The sequence below is a fragment of the Photobacterium sanctipauli genome (assembly GCF_003026495.1).
GTDB classification, from domain to species: domain Bacteria; phylum Pseudomonadota; class Gammaproteobacteria; order Enterobacterales; family Vibrionaceae; genus Photobacterium; species Photobacterium sanctipauli.
This window is the reverse complement of record NZ_PYMA01000022.1, coordinates 72,467-91,270: the sequence shown is the minus strand read 5'-3', so window position 1 is coordinate 91,270 and position 18,804 is coordinate 72,467. Positions and strand designations below refer to the sequence as shown.

Here is an 18,804-nt window from a genome sequence, read left to right as displayed (position 1 = left end):
TTGGAGCGACACACGAGGTTCGAACTCGTGACCTCAACCTTGGCAAGGTTGCGCTCTACCAGCTGAGCTAGTGTCGCTTTGGTTGCGGGGGCCGGATTTGAACCGACGACCTTCGGGTTATGAGCCCGACGAGCTACCAAGCTGCTCCACCCCGCGTCCGTGTTTCACCATTCAAAGCATGATGAAGGCTTATCAAATTGGAGCGACACACGAGGTTCGAACTCGTGACCTCAACCTTGGCAAGGTTGCGCTCTACCAGCTGAGCTAGTGTCGCATCACATATCACCGTTAAGCACGATGAAAGCTATCAAATTGGAGCGACACACGAGGTTCGAACTCGTGACCTCAACCTTGGCAAGGTTGCGCTCTACCAGCTGAGCTAGTGTCGCATCACATATCACCGTTAAGCACGATGAAGGCTATCAAATTGGAGCGACACACGAGGTTCGAACTCGTGACCTCAACCTTGGCAAGGTTGCGCTCTACCAGCTGAGCTAGTGTCGCATCACATATCACCGTTAAGCACGATGAAGGCTATCAAATTTGGAGCGACACACGAGGTTCGAACTCGTGACCTCAACCTTGGCAAGGTTGCGCTCTACCAGCTGAGCTAGTGTCGCATCACATATCACCGTTAAGCACGATGAAAGCTATCAAATTTGGAGCGACACACGAGGTTCGAACTCGTGACCTCAACCTTGGCAAGGTTGCGCTCTACCAGCTGAGCTAGTGTCGCTTTGGTTGCGGGGGCCGGATTTGAACCGACGACCTTCGGGTTATGAGCCCGACGAGCTACCAAGCTGCTCCACCCCGCGTCCGTATTATTGAAAAGCAAAACAATTTAAGAATTGCCCTTCGAGGCTGCGCATTATACGAGGAAAATTGGCGGATGCAATAGATCTCAAAAAAAATATGATCCTCGGCGCGCAACCGTCTAATTTAGCATCAAATACTGAAGATCTGCTCACGATAAAAGCGCAGCTCTTCGATCGAGTCACGAATATCATCTAGCGCTAAGTGGCTTCCCTTCTTATTTAAGCCATCTAACACTTCCGGCTTCCAGCGGCGGGTCAGCTCTTTTAGCGTACTCACATCCAAGTAACGGTAGTGGAAATACTGCTCTAGTTCAGGCATATGCTTATACAAGAAGCGACGATCCTGGCCAATACTATTGCCACAAATCGGTGAAGCGCCCTTTGGTACCCATTTCTCTAAAAATGCAATGGTCTGACGAACTGCTTCATTTTCATCAACTTTGCTTTGACGAACTCGCTCCACTAACCCACTGTTGGTGTGGGTCGTTGTGCACCACTCGTCCATCTTGGCAAGCTCAGGCTCAGGTTGGTGGATAGCCAAAACAGGCCCTTCAGCCAAGATATTCAACTGAGCATCAGTAACAATTGTTGCAATTTCAATGATTTGGTGAGTTTCCGGGTCAAGACCGGTCATTTCCAAATCAATCCAAATAAGATTCTGATCGCTGATCGTCATCGGATATTGCCTATTCTATGAGTAAACCATGTATGATAATACCAAACGCAGCGGTTGTCTGATTGCAAATGCAAACAAACTTTTGGACACCGCTAACCGCAGGTATTTTACCGTAAGCCAACTTAACTGAATGATATTCTTGTGGCAAAAAAGAAAAAGCTTACCAAAGGTCAGAGCCGTCGCGTACGCTCTAACCAAAACAAACGCCTAAAGCGTGAAAAAGATGATGTCCAGTGGGATGAAGCCTTACTGGAGTCTGCCCGCGAGGGTCTAGTGATCACGCGCTTCGGCCAACATGCCGACGTCGAGGATCCAGAAACCGGCATTATCCACCGCTGTAACCTTCGCCGAAGCATCCAGAGCCTAGTCTCAGGTGATCGGGTGGTATGGCGTCCAGGTGTCGAATCCCTTCAGGGGATCGCTGGTGTTGTCGAAGCCGTTCACGAGCGAGAGTCAATGCTAACCCGTCCAGACTACTATGACGGGGTAAAAGCGGTTGCCGCCAATGTAAACCAAATCATTATTGTTTCAGCCGTTCTTCCAGAGCTGTCGCTGAACATTATTGATCGTTACTTGATCGCTGCCGAAACCATCGGCATCGAGCCATTGATCGTTTTGAACAAAGTTGATCTTCTGGATCCAGAAAGCCGTACCATGGTTGAAGAAACCTTGTCGCTTTATCAAAAGATCGGTTACGAGATCCGCTACGTCAGTTCCGATACAGGCGAAGGAATGGATGCGCTCAAAGACGACCTTAAAGATCGTGTCAGCATTTTTGCCGGCCAATCAGGGGTGGGTAAATCCAGTATGGTGAACACCCTAATGCCAGAAGTCGAAGCTGAAACCGGTGATGTCTCAGAAAACTCCGGTTTGGGCCAGCACACCACTACCGCTGCCCGACTTTACCACTTCCCTGACGGTGGTGATCTTATCGACTCGCCAGGCGTCCGTGAATTTGGTTTATGGCATCTTGAGCCAGAGCAAGTCACCGAAGCTTTCGTCGAGTTCCGTGAATACCTAGGCGGCTGTAAATTCCGTGACTGTAAGCACGGCAATGATCCAGGTTGTATTATTCGCCAAGCCGTTGAAGACGGTACCATTAGCCAAGAACGCTACGACAGTTACCATAAAATCATCGACAGCATGTCTGAGAATATTGCCAACCGCCAATTCTCACGTAATAAGCCTGATTAACCACGCTCGCCCGCGCCCCAATTCTTGGGGGTGGCCTTGTCGCCACAAAAGCGGGCAGCGCTGGCATTCCCCTCCAATTCAGGTAATATGCCTGATCCGTGCTGCTTAAATATCAAACGGTACCAAACTGGCTGAAGCCGCTAATGACTAAGTGTGTCGTTTGATATTGAGCAACCAATTCATTGATCGATTAACAGTTTCTGGAAAAGACACCGTGCACGATAACTTCAAAATCGGCCTGCAATATTGCGCGCCAAAACAGACCCTGACCCAACTCGCAGGCAAGCTTGCTTCAATGAAGGCAGGCAAGCTTACCACTACGGTCATCCGCTGGTTTATCCGCCAGTACGGCATCGACATGAACGAAGCACGCAACCCGGATCCAGCCTCATATGCAACCTTCAATGACTTCTTTGTTCGAGAACTCAAAGACGGTGCCCGCCCAATTAACGAGGATGCGCACATTGTCAGCCACCCGGCAGACGCCTGCGTAAGCCAGTTGGGGCCAATTACAGATGGCCAGCTAATTCAAGCTAAAGGTCACACCTACGAAGCCGCTGAGCTACTGGGTGGTGAAAGCGAGCTTGCAGCAGAGTTCAAAGACGGTCACTTTGCGACACTTTACCTGTCGCCAAAAGATTACCACCGCGTGCACATGCCATGCGACGGCACCCTGCGTAAGATGATTTACGTACCGGGCGAGCTGTTCTCGGTCAACCCGCTGACCGCGCAAAATGTCCCTAACCTGTTTGCCCGCAACGAACGCGTGGTATGTATTTTCGATACTGAGTTCGGCCCAATGGCACAGGTGCTGGTTGGTGCAACCATTGTTGGCAGCATTGAAACTGTATGGGCTGGCACCATTACGCCACCGCGCAGCCCGCGTGTTCACCACTGGAACTACCCAGCAGAGGGCGAGCAGGCAATTAAGTTGAAGAAAGGCGAGGAAATGGGCCGCTTCAAGCTGGGTTCAACCGTCATCAACCTGTTCCCTAAAGACGCAATCCGCTTTGTTGAAGGCATGGAGCCAGGCCAACCAACCCGTATGGGCTCAGCCTATGCCGAGTTAACGAGTGTGCCACAACCAGAAGCGTAACCAGTTAACACTTTTTAACAAAAGGGGTGCAAAACACCCCTTTTTTTATGCAAAAAATTGACCATATCGAGGAATTTATAAGCACCCAAATAGTATGCTGTTTGGCAGTCAATTACCCAAGCAAACCAACATACTATGAAAAAAATATCTATCTCCCAGCTCATTAAGCTGTTGATAGCCTTCGGGATCCCCCTCGGGATACTGATGATGCCTATCGACTTTATCCCTATAGAAAACTTAACCCTCATCCAACACCGACTTTTGGCTATCTTCGCCCTCGCAGCTTTATTGTGGGTACTTGAGCCGGTTCCGGTCTTTGCCACATCAATCCTGATTATTGCCCTTGAGCTCATCATGATTTCAGACAAGGGGCTGCACCTGTTCCGTATCCCACCGGAAGGGCACGAAATGGGTGAAATGATGAAGTACACCGATATCTTCGGCGCCTTCTCATCACCAATCATCATCCTGTTCATGGGGGGCTTCGCGCTTGCTATCGCGGCCTCGAAATATGAGCTAGACAATAACCTGGCCCGGGTTCTCCTCAAGCCATTTGGTACACAACCCAAGTTCATTATGCTCGGCCTGATGCTGATCACTGCCGTGTTCTCGATGTTCATGTCAAACACGGCCACCACGGTAATGATGCTGGCATTGCTGGCCCCAATTGTTGCATCCGTCCCGAAAGGGGATATTGGCATCAAAGCCTTGGTGCTTTGTATCCCCATCGCAGCCAATACCGGCGGTATCGCCACGCCAATCGGTACCCCGCCCAATGCCATCGCCTTGCAGTACCTAACCGGGGAGAACGCCATTAGCTTCCTTGGTTGGATGGTGATTGGTCTGCCGTTTGTTATGTTCCAGCTCGCCTTTGCATGGTGGCTTTTGCAAAAGATGTTCCCGTCGACCCAAACCCACATGCAGCTGAAACTTGAGGGGCAGTTCCAGAAAAGCTGGCAGGCGATTGTGGTGTATGTCACCTTCGCGCTGACGATCCTATTGTGGATGACCACCTCGCTGCACGGCATGAACACCTATGTGGTATCCATTATCCCACTGGCGGCGTTCACCCTTACCGGCATCATGGGCAAAGAAGAGCTTAAGCTCATCAACTGGGACGTGCTCTGGTTGGTGGCCGGTGGTATCGCCATTGGCCTTGGCCTGGATAAGACGGGCCTTGCCGCCGCGTTGGCCCACGCTATCGACTACGATGCCCTGTCGCCAATTGCCGTGGTTCTGACGCTATCGATCATCTGTTGGCTGATGGCCAACTTCATGTCCAATACCGCCACTGCTAACCTGTTGATGCCAATCGCAGCGGCTGTTGCGGCATCGATGGAAAGCCTGGCTTCCATGGGCGGATTGCAGGGTGTACTTGTTGTTGTCGCCTTCTCGGCCTCACTCGGTATGATCTTGCCGGTTTCAACACCGCCGAACTCGCTGGCCTACTCAACCGGGCTTATCGAAAGCAAGGACATGGCAAAAACCGGGATTATCATCGGTTTGGTCGGTCTTGCAATCGTCTATGTGGGCGCCTTAATCCTGACCTAACAACTCCTCAGCACGGAGGCTGTGTTGCTGCAGCCTCCATAACGGCTTCGCTTATTGCCACCCCTTGCAAGCACCATTTTGTTACCCACTTCACGGTAATGCTCATCAAATACACTGATCATTGTGCGATTTTTTTTCACTTCCATTCACCATAGGCATCAATAACAACATAACAGCCTATAAATTAGCCCTTTTATTACATAAAAATATTGGCACCAGAGAGATACTATGAAACTCACCATAAAACTAAAAATACAGATCGCCATTGCCGTGATCATTGCCACTGTCAGTGCGGTTCAGGCATGGATTTCCGTCTCCCAACTCAAGCAAGAAACCACCGCTTCGGTTAGCAACCAAATGCGCGACACCAGCCAAGCCACCAGCCGCTATATCACCGCATGGCTAGCCGCCCGCAGCGACATGATGCTGGCCAATGAAAGCCTGATTGCAACCGACAACAATGTGGATCGCGAGCTGTTGCTGACCAAGCGCGCCGGGCAATTCCTCTCGGTCTATGCCGGCTTTGCCGATGGTACGATTGCCTACGGCGATAAGACCGAAGATTGGCCAGCTGGCTACGATCCCCGAACCCGCCCTTGGTATCAGGATGCCAACCAATCCAGCGGTTTAATCATCACCGAGCCCTACCAAGACTTCGATGGCAGCATGGTAATTAGCCTAGCCAAGGCGTTCCAAGGCCAACGCCGCGGGGTTATCGCCGCCGATTTAACCATCACCGCGATTATCGATCAGGTGCTCAACCTGAAGCTTGAGCATAATGGCTTTGCCTTCTTGGTCGACGGTAACAATAACATTGTAGCCTACCGCGATGAGTCGCTCAGCCAGCAGCCTTTGACCAAGCTCGATAGCGAGCTTACCCCAGCTTTGATCAAGCAACTTGAAGCAGGGCAAACCGTGCACTCCATCAACCTTGATGGCAACAATCGCGATATGCTGATCTTTGCGACCGCTATCGAAGGCACCGATTGGACATTGGCCGTACTGGAAGACGAGCGCCTCGCTTATGCCTCCATCGGCGAGCAAATCACCTTCATCGCCATCACCTCGCTGGTGCTATACCTGGTGATTGCAGCCATCGCTACCCTGATTATCAATAGCCTGTTACGACCACTGACCAACCTGAGCCAATCTGTCGCACAATTGGCTCAAGGGAGCGGGGATTTAACCCAGCGGATCAGCATTGAAAGAATGGATGAGATCGGCGAGCTTGCCGACAGCATGAACCGTTTCCTCGGCCAGCTTCAAACCATGATTAAGGGGATCGTTAGCCAATCCCATACCCTTGGCGAGCAGGCCGCCCTATCGGCCAAGCAAACAGAAGACGCTTCCCACAAGGTGACCGAGCAGCAAAACGACATCAACCAGATTGCAACAGCGATCCATGAGATGTCGGCAACTTCCGGCGAAGTTGCCAACCACGCAGAAATGACGGCTTCGGCAGCACAAGCCTCAACAACGGCTTGCGAAGAAGGACAAGGCGTGATCGGGCAGAACCGCGAAGCAATTACGTCGCTGGCCAACCAGGTGGAAGATGCCGCCGGGGTGATCCGCGAGTTGGAAAGCAATGCCCAAAACATCAACCAGATCCTTTCAACAATCCAGGGCATCGCCGAGCAGACCAACCTGCTGGCCCTCAATGCCGCCATAGAGGCTGCACGCGCAGGCGAACAAGGTCGCGGGTTTGCCGTGGTCGCCGATGAAGTTCGGGTGCTCAGCAAACGCACCCACGATTCAACGGAAGAAATCCGCAACATGATCGATACCTTGCAGCAAAATACCCGCCAAGCCGTCGATAGTATGCAAACCAGCACCGAACTCGCCGGGCAAAGTGTCGGCTTTGCCGAAGGGGCCAGCGAAAGCCTGAACCAAATCACGCAGGCGATCACCGAGATATCGGAAATGGCAACGCACATTGCCAGTGCCGCCGAAGAGCAACGGGCTGTCAGCGAAGACATCAGCCGCAATACCCAAGCAATCAAAGATGTCTCCGATCACCTTGCCCAGCAAACCCAGGAAGTTAGCCAAAGCGCCCACGGCATGCGCCGCTCTGCCGAACAAATGCGCAGCGATGCCTCACGCTTCAAGGTGTAACAGCACATACTCGTCCTCTCCCCAACGCCGCCCATTCAAGGGCGGCGTTTTTTTGGAAATCACTCACGAAAACAAGCACTAATTTTTCATTTACCAACGGTGTTTTGCTTTATTTCTGGATATGGCTGCCAATTCCCAACCCTGCCACCCCACCGCCACTCCCAACCCACTACACTGAAAGCGTTGGCTAGACCAAGCGATCCTAAATAACCACTCCGAATAAACGATTCCTAAATAACAATAAAGAGAGGAAAAAGTGAAATCACAGTCTCTAAAAGTATTGCTGCTCGCCATGGCAGCAGCATCAATGACAAGTACCCAAGCAGCTGAATGGAGCTATGAGGGAGAAAACGGCGTTGATAACTGGGGCAAACAATTTGCCACTTGCGGCGAGGGGGCCAACCAGACCCCTATCGATATCAAGCGCACCATCAAGGCTGAATTGACCCCTTTGCAAATCGACTATCAAGGCAAGGTGCAGGAAGTCATCAACAACGGCCATACCGTCCAAGCCAATGTCGAGGGTAAAAACCAGCTAGTCATCGACGATGAAGTCTTCGATCTCCAGCAATTCCACTTCCACACCCCGTCGGAAAACTATATTGCCGGTAAGCAATTCCCGCTCGAAGTGCATTTCGTCCATGCCAATGCCGAAGGGCAGCTGGCCGTTGTCGCAGCGATGTTCAAGACCGGGCCTAGGGGCAACGAGGCTTTCAATACCTTGCTGGCAACCGTGCCGGATAAAGACCAAACCCTATCGCTCACTGATACCTTGAACCCTGCCGAGCTGCTACCCAGAGAACGCGAGTATTACCGCTTCAACGGCTCGCTAACCACGCCACCATGCAGCGAGGGGGTACGTTGGTTTGTAATGCGTGAAGCCCAAGCCGGCAGTGAAGAGCAAATCGACAGCCTGCATCAGGTCATGGGAGACAATGCCCGTCCGTTGCAGCCGCTCAATGCCCGAGTGGTGTTGGAGTAATTACCCAACTTGAATTGAACACAGCCATACCCGGCGCTTAGTGCTAAGCGCCGGCCTCATCGCTTACCGCTCTCGACAAAAGCCTTGCCTCCTATCGCTGGGATCCCGCAAGATACCCAACACGAAAAAGGATACTTCGCGGCGTTATGGTCGAGTAAACAAACCGACGGACATCGCGCATTAAGGACAAGCATGAACTACGAATGGCTGGCTTTGGCTGCCGCGTTTCTATGGGCTGTGAGCAGCCTGATTTCCATTACCCCCTCCCGCTACCTCGGCGCTTTTGCCTACAGCCGATGGCGAATGGCCTGTGTTACCGTGATGCTCTCAAGTATGGCTTGGCTTAATGGCGGGTGGTTGAGCATGCAATGGGACTACGCCACCGTAATGGTGCTCTCCGGCGTGGTTGGGATCTTTATCGGCGACACCGCGCTTTTTGCCTGCTTCAACCGTATCGGCCCTCGCCGGGGTGGTTTGTTATTTGCCTGCCATGCCGTTTTTTCGGCGCTGCTGGGAATATGGTTATTTGGCGAGATCCTGCAAGGCTGGAAATTGGTCGGCAGTATGGCTGTTTTTGCCGGGGTGGCTATCGCTATTTTCTTCGGCCAGCGCCAGGGGGATAATCGGCAGCAACATTGGGAAGGCAACCATGGCTCACTCGCGTTGGCCGTCATGCTCGGGTTGACCGCAGCCTTATGCCAGTCCCTTGGTGCCATCATCGCCAAGCCCGTTATGCAAACCGCCGTCGACCCCGTAGCAGCTTCGGCAGTGAGGATGGCCAGCGCCTTTGCTGCCCATGCCCTGTTGCGACTGAGCGGCACCCAACTCGCCAAGCCGCTGCAACCAATCAACTTTCGGATTTTTGCCCAGGTAGCCCTCAATGGGCTTTTGGCAATGGCCATCGGTATGACGCTGATCCTCTATGCCCTTCGTGATGGCGATGTCGGTATGGTTGCCCTGCTGTCTTCAACCTCGCCGATCATTATCCTGCCGCTGCTATGGCTACACACAAGGCAAAGGCCACCAACCGCGGCCTGGGTTGGCGCAATCATGGCGGTAGTGGGGACGATGGTTATACTGGCAAACTAATTACAAGTGATAACCATTTGCATTTAGATGGTGATTTGGTTATGCTTTGAGCTGTTTGGTCAAGGCGCCTTGGAATCCTACCCTGCGACAGGCCACCATGAGAGATACGACAAAACTAGTAATACTGGCTGTTCCCCCAGCTTTTTGGCCGCGGCAGTGATACCCTCCTGCCAAAGGATGTATGAGACGTTTCTGATTACAGAAACAAACAGCGCGGCAATATGCCGCGCTGCTCATTGTTCTTGCCGCTGCCCGATCAGGTTTAGGCGACTTCGATCGGAAATGCCGTCACTTGATCAATATGATCCAAGCCCTGCGCCAGCATGATCAAGCGATCAATGCCCAGCGCCACCCCGGCACAATTAGGAAACCCGGCACGCAATGCCTCGACCAAGTGCATGTCTATTGGCTGAGGCAGCAAGCCCATCGACTCGCGCTTGCGGTTATCTTCCTCGAATCGCGCCAACTGCTCATCGCCATCCGATAGCTCATGGAAACCATTCGCCAACTCAATACCCTTAAAATACACCTCGAAACGCTCGGCCACGCGGCTATCGTCAGGGTTGATCTGGGCCAAGGCTGCCTGCGACGCCGGAAAGTCATGGACGAAAGCCGGGGCAACCGGCCCAATCTTTGGCTCCACCCCAACGCTGAACAACAGTTGTAGCAGGGTATCGCGATCCTGCTCAGGCTCGGCAATGTCAGACAAGCCCAAGCCAGCTGCCGCCGCCTTCAGCTCGGCCATCGAGCCTTCCAGCGGGCATACCGCAAGGACAGACAAGAACGCCTGCTGGTAAGTCATTCTCTCTGCTTGCTGGCATCGCAGCACCAGTTGCAGCAGCGCATCCATTTCGTCCATCAGCGCATGGTGATCAAACCCCGGACGGTACCACTCCAACATCGTAAATTCGGGGTTGTGGTAGCGGCCAGACTCTTCGTTACGGAACGATTTGCAGATTTGGTATATCGGCCCGCTGCCAGCCGCCAACAAACGCTTCATGTGGAATTCTGGGCTAGTCATCATGTACAACGTCTGCCCATCGGCAAACCCCGGCCCGACAAACGTCGTTTGGAAAGTATGCAGGTGAATATCAGTGACGGTTGCCTGGCTCATTGCAGGCGTATCAACTTCCATCACCCCACGCTGAGTGAAGAAATCACGAATTGTCGCCAAGGTGGTTGCGCGTTGGCGCAACTGGGCTATGGTTGCTGTCGGCTGCCAGTGGCTAGTCATAGCGGTATCCATCAAAATTACAGATTAAACAGGCCGCTATTCTAGCAAATGCGTTGCGGGTCGATAGAGGAAACCTGGATGGAAATACCACCAACACCAATTATGAAAAGTTATGAAAAATAATGATCAACCGATAGCCAAGTAGATTGCATTTCAAACACTTAAAACATATAAAAACTTAACATAAAAATCACAAAAGCCGCATTAAAACAACATTCACCAGCGTAGCAATCAATTGCTTAGCAGATAACCTTTTCTTTATTAATCACTTAGCAATGCATATCGAAACACACCATTAATGAGCCAGAAACAAATCACACATTTTATTTCGATTAATTAACAAGCATAAAACATTACAATTTGTGACAATACTCACATTTTTTGTAATCACCTTATACTTTCGGGCTATTTCATTAAAAAAGCTGCGTCTAAATCAAGTTTTCTATCGATATTGTTTCATAGAATGCCATCAGGATTTCAAGGATAAGTACGCTTCGGCGTGCTTTTTTAAATTTTATCGTCTTACCTTCGGAGGATAGCTGTGAAAACAATTACCACAGATATCGCTGTAATCGGCGCAGGTGGTGCTGGTCTACGTACTGCCATCGCTGCTGCAGAAGCAAACCCAGACTTGGAAATTGCACTTATTTCTAAAGTTTACCCAATGCGCTCTCACACCGTAGCTGCAGAGGGTGGCTCCGCTGCCGTCATCAAGGATGAGGATAGCTTGGACAACCACTTCAACGACACCGTTGGCGGTGGTGACTGGCTATGTGAACAGGACGTTGTTGAATATTTCGTAGAAAACGCGACTCGCGAAATGACCCAGCTAGAACAGTGGGGCTGTCCGTGGAGCCGTAAAGAGAATGGTGATGTTAACGTTCGCCGCTTCGGTGGTATGAAAGTTGAGCGTACATGGTTCGCAGCCGATAAAACTGGCTTCCACATGCTACACACGCTATTCCAAACTTCTATCAAATACGATCAAATCAAGCGTTACGACGAGTACTTCGTTGTCGATCTACTTGTTGAAGAAGGTGAAGTTCAAGGGCTTGTGGCTATCCACATGGCCGAAGGTGAACTGATCTGCATTAAAGCAAAATCTGTTGTTCTAGCAACAGGTGGTGCTGGCCGCGTGTACAACTGTAACACTAACGGCGGTATCGTAACGGGCGACGGCATGGCAATGGCATTCCGCCACGGCGTACCTCTTCGAGACATGGAGTTCGTACAGTACCACCCAACCGGTCTACCAGGCACTGGTATCCTAATGACCGAAGGTTGTCGTGGTGAAGGCGGTATCATTGTCAACAAAGACGGCTACCGTTACCTACAAGACTACGGCATGGGCCCTGAAACACCAGTTGGCCAGCCGAAGAACAAATACATGGAACTGGGTCCTCGTGACAAAGTTTCTCAGGCATTCTGGCACGAGCTGCAAAAAGGTAACACTATCAAGCACCCGCTGGGTGATGTAGTACACCTTGACCTTCGCCACCTAGGTGAAGAGTACCTGCACGAGCGTCTACCGTTCATCTGTGAGCTTTCAAAAGCTTACGTAAACGTAGACCCAGCCAAAGAGCCGATCCCAATTCGCCCAACAGTACACTACACCATGGGTGGTATCGAAACTGACAAGCACAACGAAACACGCATCAAAGGCCTATTCGCGGTTGGTGAATGTTCGTCTGTTGGCCTGCACGGTGCAAACCGTCTAGGTTCTAACTCGCTAGCAGAACTTGTGGTATTCGGTCGCCTAGCAGGTGAAGGTGCGGTTAAGCGTGCTGAAGAATTCAAGGGCTGGAACGAAGAATCTATCACTAAGCAGATTCAAGCGATCCAAGATCGTATCGATACCCTAATGGCGCAGGAAGGCGACGAAAACTGGGCTGATATCCGTACAGAAATGGGTCACTCCATGGAAGCGGGTTGTGGTATCTACCGCCAAGAAGATCTGATGCAAGCGACTGTTGAGAAGCTAGCAGAACTTCGTAAGCGCTTTAAGAACATCAGCATCAAAGACAAAGGAAAGGTATTCAACACTGATCTGCTATACGCAATCGAAGTTGGTTACGGCCTAGAAGTTGCTGAAGCTATGGCTCACTCTGCGATTCAGCGTAAAGAATCTCGTGGTGCACACCAGCGTCTAGACGAAGGTTGCACAGAGCGTGATGACGAAAACTACCTGAAACACACGCTAGCCTTCTTCAATGGTGACGACGCACCTCGCATCGAGTACAGCGACGTGACAATCACCAAGTCTCAGCCTAAAGCACGTCTATACGGTGCAGCGGCAGAAGAGGCAGCAGCGAAAGAAGCAGCAGAAGCGGCAGCGAATAAAGAGGAGCAGGCATAATGTCAGGCAACCGTATCCAAAAAGTTGAAATTCTGCGTTATGACCCAGCAAAAGACGCAGAACCGTACTTCGAAATGTTCGAAGTACCGTTTAACGAAACCATGTCTGTGCTTGATGCACTAGGTTACATCAAAGATAACCTAGACAAAGATCTGGCATACCGTTGGTCTTGCCGTATGGCGATCTGTGGTTCTTGCGGCATGATGGTTAACAAGGTGCCAAAACTGGCATGTAAAACCTTCCTACGTGACTACCCGAACGGCCTGAAAATCGAAGCGCTGTCTAACTTCGCTATCGAAAAAGACTTGGTTGTAGACATGACGCCGTTCATCGAGCGCCTGGAAGCTATCAAGCCTTACATCATCGGTAACGATCGTAAGCCTGAAGATGGTCCAAACAACCAGACACCTGAGCAGCTTGCAAAATACAAGCAGTTCTCTGGCTGTATCAACTGTGGTCTTTGCTACGCAGCATGTCCTCAGTTTGGCCTGAACCCAGAGTTCATCGGCCCTGCGGCACTGACTCTTGCTCACCGTTACAACCTAGATAGCCGTGACAACGGTGCTGATGAGCGTATGAAGCTTATCAACGGTGAAAACGGCGCATGGGGCTGTACGTTTGTTGGTTACTGTTCTGAAGTTTGTCCGAAGAGCGTAGATCCAGCAGCAGCGGTTAACCAAGGCAAAGTGGAATCTTCTAAAGATTTCGTTATCGCCATGATCAAACCTCAGGAGGCATAAGGATGAGCAATCGTAAACCTTACGTTCGCGAAATGAAGCGCACTTGGTGGAAGGATCATCCTTTCTACCGCTTCTACATGGTTCGTGAAGCAACTGTACTACCACTGATCTTCTTCACTATCTGTCTGACTTTCGGTCTAGGTAGCCTAGTGAAGGGCCCAGAAGCATGGGCGGGCTGGCTAGAGTTCATGGCTAACCCAGTCGTTCTAATCCTGAACGTGTTGGCACTGGCGGGTAGCCTGTTCCACGCACAAACTTTCTTCAGCATGATGCCACAAGTAATGCCTATCAAGGTTAAGGGCAAAGCGCTAGATAAGAAAGTTGTTGTTCTTGCTCAGTGGGCTGCGGTTGCTGCAATTTCACTGTTCGTTCTAGTACTAGTTTAAGGAGAGCCACGTGGTTAATCTAAATCCTAAACGTTCTGACGAACCAGTATGGTGGGGTCTATTCGGTGCAGGCGGTACTTGGTTTGCAATGCTAACACCGGTAACTGTTCTAGTACTGGGTATCATGGTGCCGCTAGGCATGCTTGACGCCGAAGCAATGAGCTACGAGCGCGTATCTGGCTTCGTTACCAGCATTATCGGTGGCCTGTTCACCATCGCAACGCTAGCACTACCAATGTGGCATGCAATGCACCGTCTACACCACGGTATGCACGATCTTAAGTTCCACACTGGCGTGGTTGGTAAGATCGCTTGCTACGCAGCGGCTTTCCTAGTGTCTGCACTGGCTGTTATCTTCGTATTCATGGTTTAAGCCATAAACGAAGCGAAAAAAGCACCGCATCGCGGTGCTTTTTTTATGCCTGCGATTTATTCCTCGTCCATCAGGCAACAAAAAAGGCCGCCTAGGCGACCTTTCTTCGTAGCTGCGGGTGAAATTACTTCACACGACCTACGTATTCAGCAGAACGCGTATCAACTTTGATCACTTCGCCGATCTGGATGAACAGAGGAACACGTACTACAGCACCTGTAGTTAGCGTTGCAGGCTTACCGCCAGTACCCTGTGTATCGCCTTTCAGGCCTGGATCGGTTTCAACCACTTCTAGCTCAACGAAGTTTGGTGGCGTAACCGCGATTGGGTTGCCGTTCCAAAGCGTCAGCGTACAAGTGTTGTTCTCTACCAACCACTTCGCGTTTTCACCTACCGCTTTCATGTCAGCAGCGATCTGCTCGAACGTTTCGTTGTTCATGAAGTGGTAGAACTCACCGTCGTTGTATAGGTAATCCAGATCAGTATCGATTACGTCTGCAGCTTCAACTGATTCACCAGATTTGAAAGTCTTCTCAAGAACCTTGCCTGAAAGCAGTTTGCGGATCTTAACGCGGTTGAACGCCTGGCCTTTGCCTGGCTTAACAAATTCGTTTTCGATAATGACACATGGTTCATTATCTAGCATAATTTTCATTCCGCCGCGGAATTCATTGGTGCTGAAAGACGCCATTTTTATCCTCTTAACATCTTCGAGTTGTATTTAATGCCGCACATAATAACCCGAAACGCCCCAACTGTTGAGCAAAACTGGTTGAATGATCTCGCGAATGCGATTTCTGATCCCATAAAATTGCTTGAAACCCTAAAAATCGATCCCACGCCGTGGGAACAGGGGTTAATGGCCCGGTCATTATTTGCGTTACGTGTTCCTAAGAGCTTTGTCGATAGAATGGAAGTTGGCAACCCATACGACCCGCTTTTACGCCAAGTTTTGCCGTTGGCAGAAGAATTTGAGGTCCATCCGGGCTACTCGCAAGATCCGCTGGAAGAGCAAGACAATGCGATTCCGGGATTACTGCATAAATACAAAAACCGGGTGCTGATGATTGTTAAGGGGGGCTGTGCAGTAAATTGCCGTTACTGTTTCCGCCGCCACTTTCCCTACCAGGACAACCAGGGTGGCAAGCGCCATTGGCAAGTAGCCATCGACTATATCGCCAGCCAGCCTCAGGTTAACGAGGTTATCCTATCCGGCGGTGACCCATTGATGGCCAAAGACCACGAGCTGGCGTGGCTGCTCAAGGCCATTGAGGGCATCCCCCATGTAAAGCGCCTGAGAATCCACTCTCGCTTGCCCGTGGTATTGCCGTCGCGCATTACCAGCACCTTGTGCGATTTGCTGTCTGAGAGCCGCTTACAGGCGGTGCTCGTCACGCATATCAACCACAGCAATGAAGTTAACCAAGAGCTGGCAACAGCAATGGCTAAGCTCAAGCAGGCCGATGTCACCCTGCTTAACCAAGGGGTACTGCTGCGAGGCGTCAATGACTCCGTAAAGGCCCTTACAGACCTAAGCGAGGCCCTATTCAGCGCCGGGATCCTACCCTACTACCTCCATGTGCTAGACAAGGTGCAAGGTGCCGCGCATTTCATGATTAACGACCGTCAAGCCCGCGCGCTGATGTCGGGGCTAATGGAGAATGTCTCGGGCTACCTGGTGCCAAAGCTCACCCGCGAGATCGGTGGCCGCAAGAGCAAAACCCCACTGGATCTTCACCTAGAATAACCCCTTTGCAAGGCAGCCCGGCTGCCTTGCCCTGTTAATGGTACAACTTACCCACCTCGGTTCACAAAAAAGCTGCACATTTTCACCTTCTTTGATGTAAGCGCCACAACCAACCGTAAGGTATTGATTAAAAACAAATTAATTAGCGTACAGCTTTTTAAGCTAATTCGCAGGCCAACTATAAATCATATAGCAGGCCAAATACTTTATTTTCTCAAATGTCATGTACAGCTTTTCAGCAAAAATACAGCTAATTGGAGATCACTTTTGGGCTTATATAGAGCCTTTAAAAAACACCCAGCTAAACTACTGATTCATATAAGAAATAAATCCGTACAGCCTTTTAAGTAATTCTCCAGTTGAACTTTGGATTATGTATTTCGCCTACAACAGGCTTTAAGAAAAATCCTTCATGGTCAGCACAAGAAAATATCATCGCCAATTTGCTCGCTTTTTAGCCCGTCCAGGCGCATAGTCGCGGTCCACTCTGCTGGCACCGAAGACAGCCAAACTTCCTGCCTTGCAGCATTGAAGACCTATTAAAGAGAACGAGTATCGCAATGAAAATTGGCATTCTTTCCCAGAACGAAAACTTATACTCCACCCGCCGCTTGCGCGAAGCGATTGAGCAGCGAGGTCATGAAGCAGTGATCATCAACGCCCTGCGTTGTTATATGAACATTAACTCGGTCAAGCCATCGATCCATTTCGAGGGCCAAGACCTCACCGGATTCGATGCGATTATCCCGCGTATCGGGGCCGATATTACTTTTTATGGGTGTTCGGTATTACGCCAGTTCGAAATGATGGATGTGTTTTCGGTCAACCAATCAATTGCGATATCGCGCTCGCGGGACAAACTCCGCTCATTGCAGCTATTGAGCCGCAAAGGGGTCGGCATGCCAATCACTGGCTTTGCCAGCAAGCCGGATGACGTGCCTGATCTGATCAAGATGGTTGGCGGTGCCCCTCTGGTGATCAAACTACTTGAGGGGACGCAGGGGATCGGGGTGGTACTGGCAGAAACCCAAAAAGCGGCTGAAAGCGTGATTGAAGCCTTCATGGGGCTCAAGGCCAATATCATGGTGCAAGAGTACATTGAAGAGGCCGGCGGTGCCGATATCCGCTGCTTTGTGATTGGCGACAAGGTCATTGCAGCGATGAAACGCCAGGCAGCCGAGGGCGAGTTCCGCTCTAACTTGCACCGTGGCGGTAGCGCATCACTGGTCAAGATCACCCCGGAAGAGCGCAAGACCGCCGTGGCAGCCGCCAAAGCGATGGGGCTCAGCGTCGCTGGCGTCGATTTGCTGCGCTCAAAGCGTGGGCCGCTGGTTATGGAAGTCAACTCCTCACCCGGCCTTGAGGGCATTGAAGCAGCCACGGGCAAAGACATTGCAGGCATGATTGTCGAGTACATCGAAAAGCATGCGGGCAAAAAACACCATCGCCGCCTGTCACACCAGTAGTTTGGCTCGGCATAAAGCCAGCAAACCATAACCGACAAAAAAGCAGTCATCGACTGCTTTTTTCATTATTTAGCAGAGAAGAAAATATGTGGCCTGATATCACGCCATTTAGCTGGCCGGCGTTACTGCAATGCGCCATTTGTGGAGCACTTATCGGTTTAGAACGCCAGCTAAGGGGCAAGCCCGTTGGCATTCGAACATCCAGCCTGATCATCATAGGTACTTACTGCTTCATCACCCTTGGGCAAACTGTCTCGGACAACAATACCGATGTTTCACGGGTGATGTCGCAGGTGATCACCGGTATCGGTTTCCTTGGTGCCGGGGTGATGATGAACCGAGATGGCCAAATACACGGCGTCACCTCCGCGGCTGTGGTGTGGATGTTAGCCGCATTGGGGATCACCATCGGCTTTGGCCATGGCCACAGCGCGGTAATGATGACCGGACTGATCATTTGTATTTTGTTGGGTGTCGACAAGCTAGAAAACAGCCTACGCTTTCTACGCAAGGGGGTACATGCCCACTTAACCGATCGGCGGCAGAAAAGGAAAACCAAGCAAACAAAGACGATCAATCTCGACGACTAGCAGTACAACATACAAGAAAATAAACACCTAAAAGCTGTACACTTTCTAACTTTTAAATCACACCAGAGCCAACATTGTTAAGTTATTGATTTGTATGAATATATATGTGTGCAGCTTTTCTAGCTTTTTTCCCGGCAAGCTCATTGGTAGAATTTTGCTTATTTAGTCTTTTATTGTTCAGGTTTAACTGCTATTTTCAGCTTTTTCCTGAACACTCTAAGCCCTTAACCCGGCACTAAAAATAAAACAACATAAGCCATTGTTTTTAATGCATTTTTATTACGTACAGCTTTTCAGGCTTTTTCACTGACAAACCTATTTCATCATATTTCATTCTATTCCACCCATTTTTCCTTCTGTCGCGCTTTATTTTCAGCCTTTTGTATCATTCACCAGC

The 18,804-nt window shown here is 50.6% G+C and carries 16 protein-coding genes and 8 tRNA genes; 13 read left to right on the top strand and 11 right to left on the bottom strand.

The features are described 5' to 3' along the window. Window position 1: 1 nt before the first annotated feature. The 9 genes from C9I98_RS23755 to orn form a co-directional block, all read right to left on the bottom strand. Window positions 2–77: transfer RNA gene (locus tag C9I98_RS23755), tRNA-Gly, on the bottom strand. Between the two features lie 2 nt (window positions 78–79). Then, a tRNA-Met gene (locus tag C9I98_RS23750) sits at window positions 80–156 on the bottom strand. A 42-nt stretch (window positions 157–198) separates the two neighbouring features. Next, window positions 199–274: transfer RNA gene (locus C9I98_RS23745), tRNA-Gly, on the bottom strand. A 39-nt stretch (window positions 275–313) separates the two neighbouring features. Further along, window positions 314–389 (bottom strand) — tRNA-Gly (locus C9I98_RS23740). A gap of 39 nt (window positions 390–428) precedes the next feature. After that, window positions 429–504, bottom strand: a tRNA-Gly gene (locus tag C9I98_RS23735). 40 nt (window positions 505–544) lie between these two features. Then, a tRNA-Gly gene (locus C9I98_RS23730) sits at window positions 545–620 on the bottom strand. A gap of 40 nt (window positions 621–660) precedes the next feature. Continuing rightward, window positions 661–736: transfer RNA gene (locus C9I98_RS23725), tRNA-Gly, on the bottom strand. A 2-nt stretch (window positions 737–738) separates the two neighbouring features. Next, window positions 739–815, bottom strand: a tRNA-Met gene (locus tag C9I98_RS23720). Between the two features lie 130 nt (window positions 816–945). Next, window positions 946–1,491, bottom strand: a complete 546-nt coding sequence (orn, locus tag C9I98_RS23715) for an oligoribonuclease (RefSeq protein ID WP_036818288.1) — start codon at window positions 1,489–1,491, stop codon at window positions 946–948. 141 nt (window positions 1,492–1,632) lie between these two features. Here orn and rsgA point away from each other — a divergent pair, with 141 nt between their 5' ends. The 6 genes from rsgA to C9I98_RS23685 all read left to right on the top strand — a co-directional run bounded on the left by rsgA (window position 1,633) and on the right by C9I98_RS23685 (window position 9,515). Then, a complete protein-coding gene (rsgA, locus tag C9I98_RS23710; RefSeq protein WP_036818290.1) occupies window positions 1,633–2,685 on the top strand; it encodes a small ribosomal subunit biogenesis GTPase RsgA in 1,053 nt (350 codons plus the stop codon). Window positions 2,686–2,899: 214 nt separating this feature from the next. Next, entirely contained in the window at window positions 2,900–3,781 is an 882-nt protein-coding gene (gene asd, locus C9I98_RS23705; protein ID WP_036818293.1) for an archaetidylserine decarboxylase, read from the top strand. Window positions 3,782–3,916: 135 nt separating this feature from the next. Continuing rightward, window positions 3,917–5,332 carry an SLC13 family permease gene (locus C9I98_RS23700; protein ID WP_036818296.1) on the top strand — a complete coding sequence of 472 codons (1,416 nt, stop codon included), beginning with the start codon at window positions 3,917–3,919 and terminating at the stop codon, window positions 5,330–5,332. A gap of 228 nt (window positions 5,333–5,560) precedes the next feature. Beyond that, a complete protein-coding gene (locus tag C9I98_RS23695) occupies window positions 5,561–7,444 on the top strand; it encodes a methyl-accepting chemotaxis protein (RefSeq protein ID WP_107272549.1) in 1,884 nt (627 codons plus the stop codon). Between the two features lie 292 nt (window positions 7,445–7,736). Then, the gene (locus C9I98_RS23690; protein WP_051902544.1) at window positions 7,737–8,426 is read left to right on the top strand and encodes a carbonic anhydrase; all 690 of its coding nucleotides are present in this window, start codon (window positions 7,737–7,739) and stop codon (window positions 8,424–8,426) included. 192 nt (window positions 8,427–8,618) lie between these two features. Next, window positions 8,619–9,515 (top strand): DMT family transporter, encoded by an 897-nt coding sequence (locus C9I98_RS23685; protein ID WP_107272548.1) that lies wholly within the window; start codon window positions 8,619–8,621, stop codon window positions 9,513–9,515. Window positions 9,516–9,777: 262 nt separating this feature from the next. On the opposite strand, the gene epmA is transcribed toward C9I98_RS23685, so the two are convergent. Continuing rightward, window positions 9,778–10,749: an elongation factor P--(R)-beta-lysine ligase gene (gene epmA / locus C9I98_RS23680; RefSeq protein ID WP_107272547.1), complete on the bottom strand. Its 972-nt coding sequence runs from the start codon at window positions 10,747–10,749 to the stop codon at window positions 9,778–9,780. Window positions 10,750–11,290: 541 nt separating this feature from the next. On the opposite strand from epmA, the gene frdA reads away from it, so the two are divergent. Genes frdA through frdD form a run of 4 tightly spaced genes read left to right on the top strand, consistent with a single transcriptional unit; the run spans window position 11,291 to window position 14,604 of the window. Continuing rightward, on the top strand, window positions 11,291–13,105 hold the full coding sequence (frdA, locus tag C9I98_RS23675) for a fumarate reductase (quinol) flavoprotein subunit (RefSeq protein WP_107272546.1): 1,815 nt from the start codon (window positions 11,291–11,293) through the stop codon (window positions 13,103–13,105). Further along, complete coding sequence (locus tag C9I98_RS23670; protein ID WP_036823996.1) at window positions 13,105–13,845, top strand: succinate dehydrogenase/fumarate reductase iron-sulfur subunit; 741 nt, start codon at window positions 13,105–13,107, stop codon at window positions 13,843–13,845. Before frdA ends, C9I98_RS23670 begins: the two co-directional genes overlap by 1 nt. Before the next feature lie 2 nt (window positions 13,846–13,847). Further along, window positions 13,848–14,231 carry a fumarate reductase subunit FrdC gene (gene frdC / locus C9I98_RS23665; protein WP_036823994.1) on the top strand — a complete coding sequence of 128 codons (384 nt, stop codon included), beginning with the start codon at window positions 13,848–13,850 and terminating at the stop codon, window positions 14,229–14,231. A 10-nt stretch (window positions 14,232–14,241) separates the two neighbouring features. Beyond that, the gene (gene frdD, locus C9I98_RS23660; protein WP_036823992.1) at window positions 14,242–14,604 is read left to right on the top strand and encodes a fumarate reductase subunit FrdD; all 363 of its coding nucleotides are present in this window, start codon (window positions 14,242–14,244) and stop codon (window positions 14,602–14,604) included. A 124-nt stretch (window positions 14,605–14,728) separates the two neighbouring features. Here the strand turns inward: frdD and efp are convergent, their stop codons facing one another. Next, the gene (gene efp, locus C9I98_RS23655; RefSeq protein WP_036823990.1) at window positions 14,729–15,295 is read right to left on the bottom strand and encodes an elongation factor P; all 567 of its coding nucleotides are present in this window, start codon (window positions 15,293–15,295) and stop codon (window positions 14,729–14,731) included. A 33-nt stretch (window positions 15,296–15,328) separates the two neighbouring features. On the opposite strand from efp, the gene epmB reads away from it, so the two are divergent. From epmB to C9I98_RS23640, 3 genes are all read left to right on the top strand, one after another. After that, the gene (gene epmB, locus C9I98_RS23650; RefSeq protein ID WP_036823987.1) at window positions 15,329–16,351 is read left to right on the top strand and encodes an EF-P beta-lysylation protein EpmB; all 1,023 of its coding nucleotides are present in this window, start codon (window positions 15,329–15,331) and stop codon (window positions 16,349–16,351) included. A gap of 560 nt (window positions 16,352–16,911) precedes the next feature. After that, window positions 16,912–17,817, top strand: a complete 906-nt coding sequence (gene rimK, locus C9I98_RS23645; protein WP_036823984.1) for a 30S ribosomal protein S6--L-glutamate ligase — start codon at window positions 16,912–16,914, stop codon at window positions 17,815–17,817. 86 nt (window positions 17,818–17,903) lie between these two features. Further along, the gene (locus C9I98_RS23640; RefSeq protein ID WP_036823981.1) at window positions 17,904–18,407 is read left to right on the top strand and encodes an MgtC/SapB family protein; all 504 of its coding nucleotides are present in this window, start codon (window positions 17,904–17,906) and stop codon (window positions 18,405–18,407) included. Window positions 18,408–18,804 lie beyond the last annotated feature (397 nt).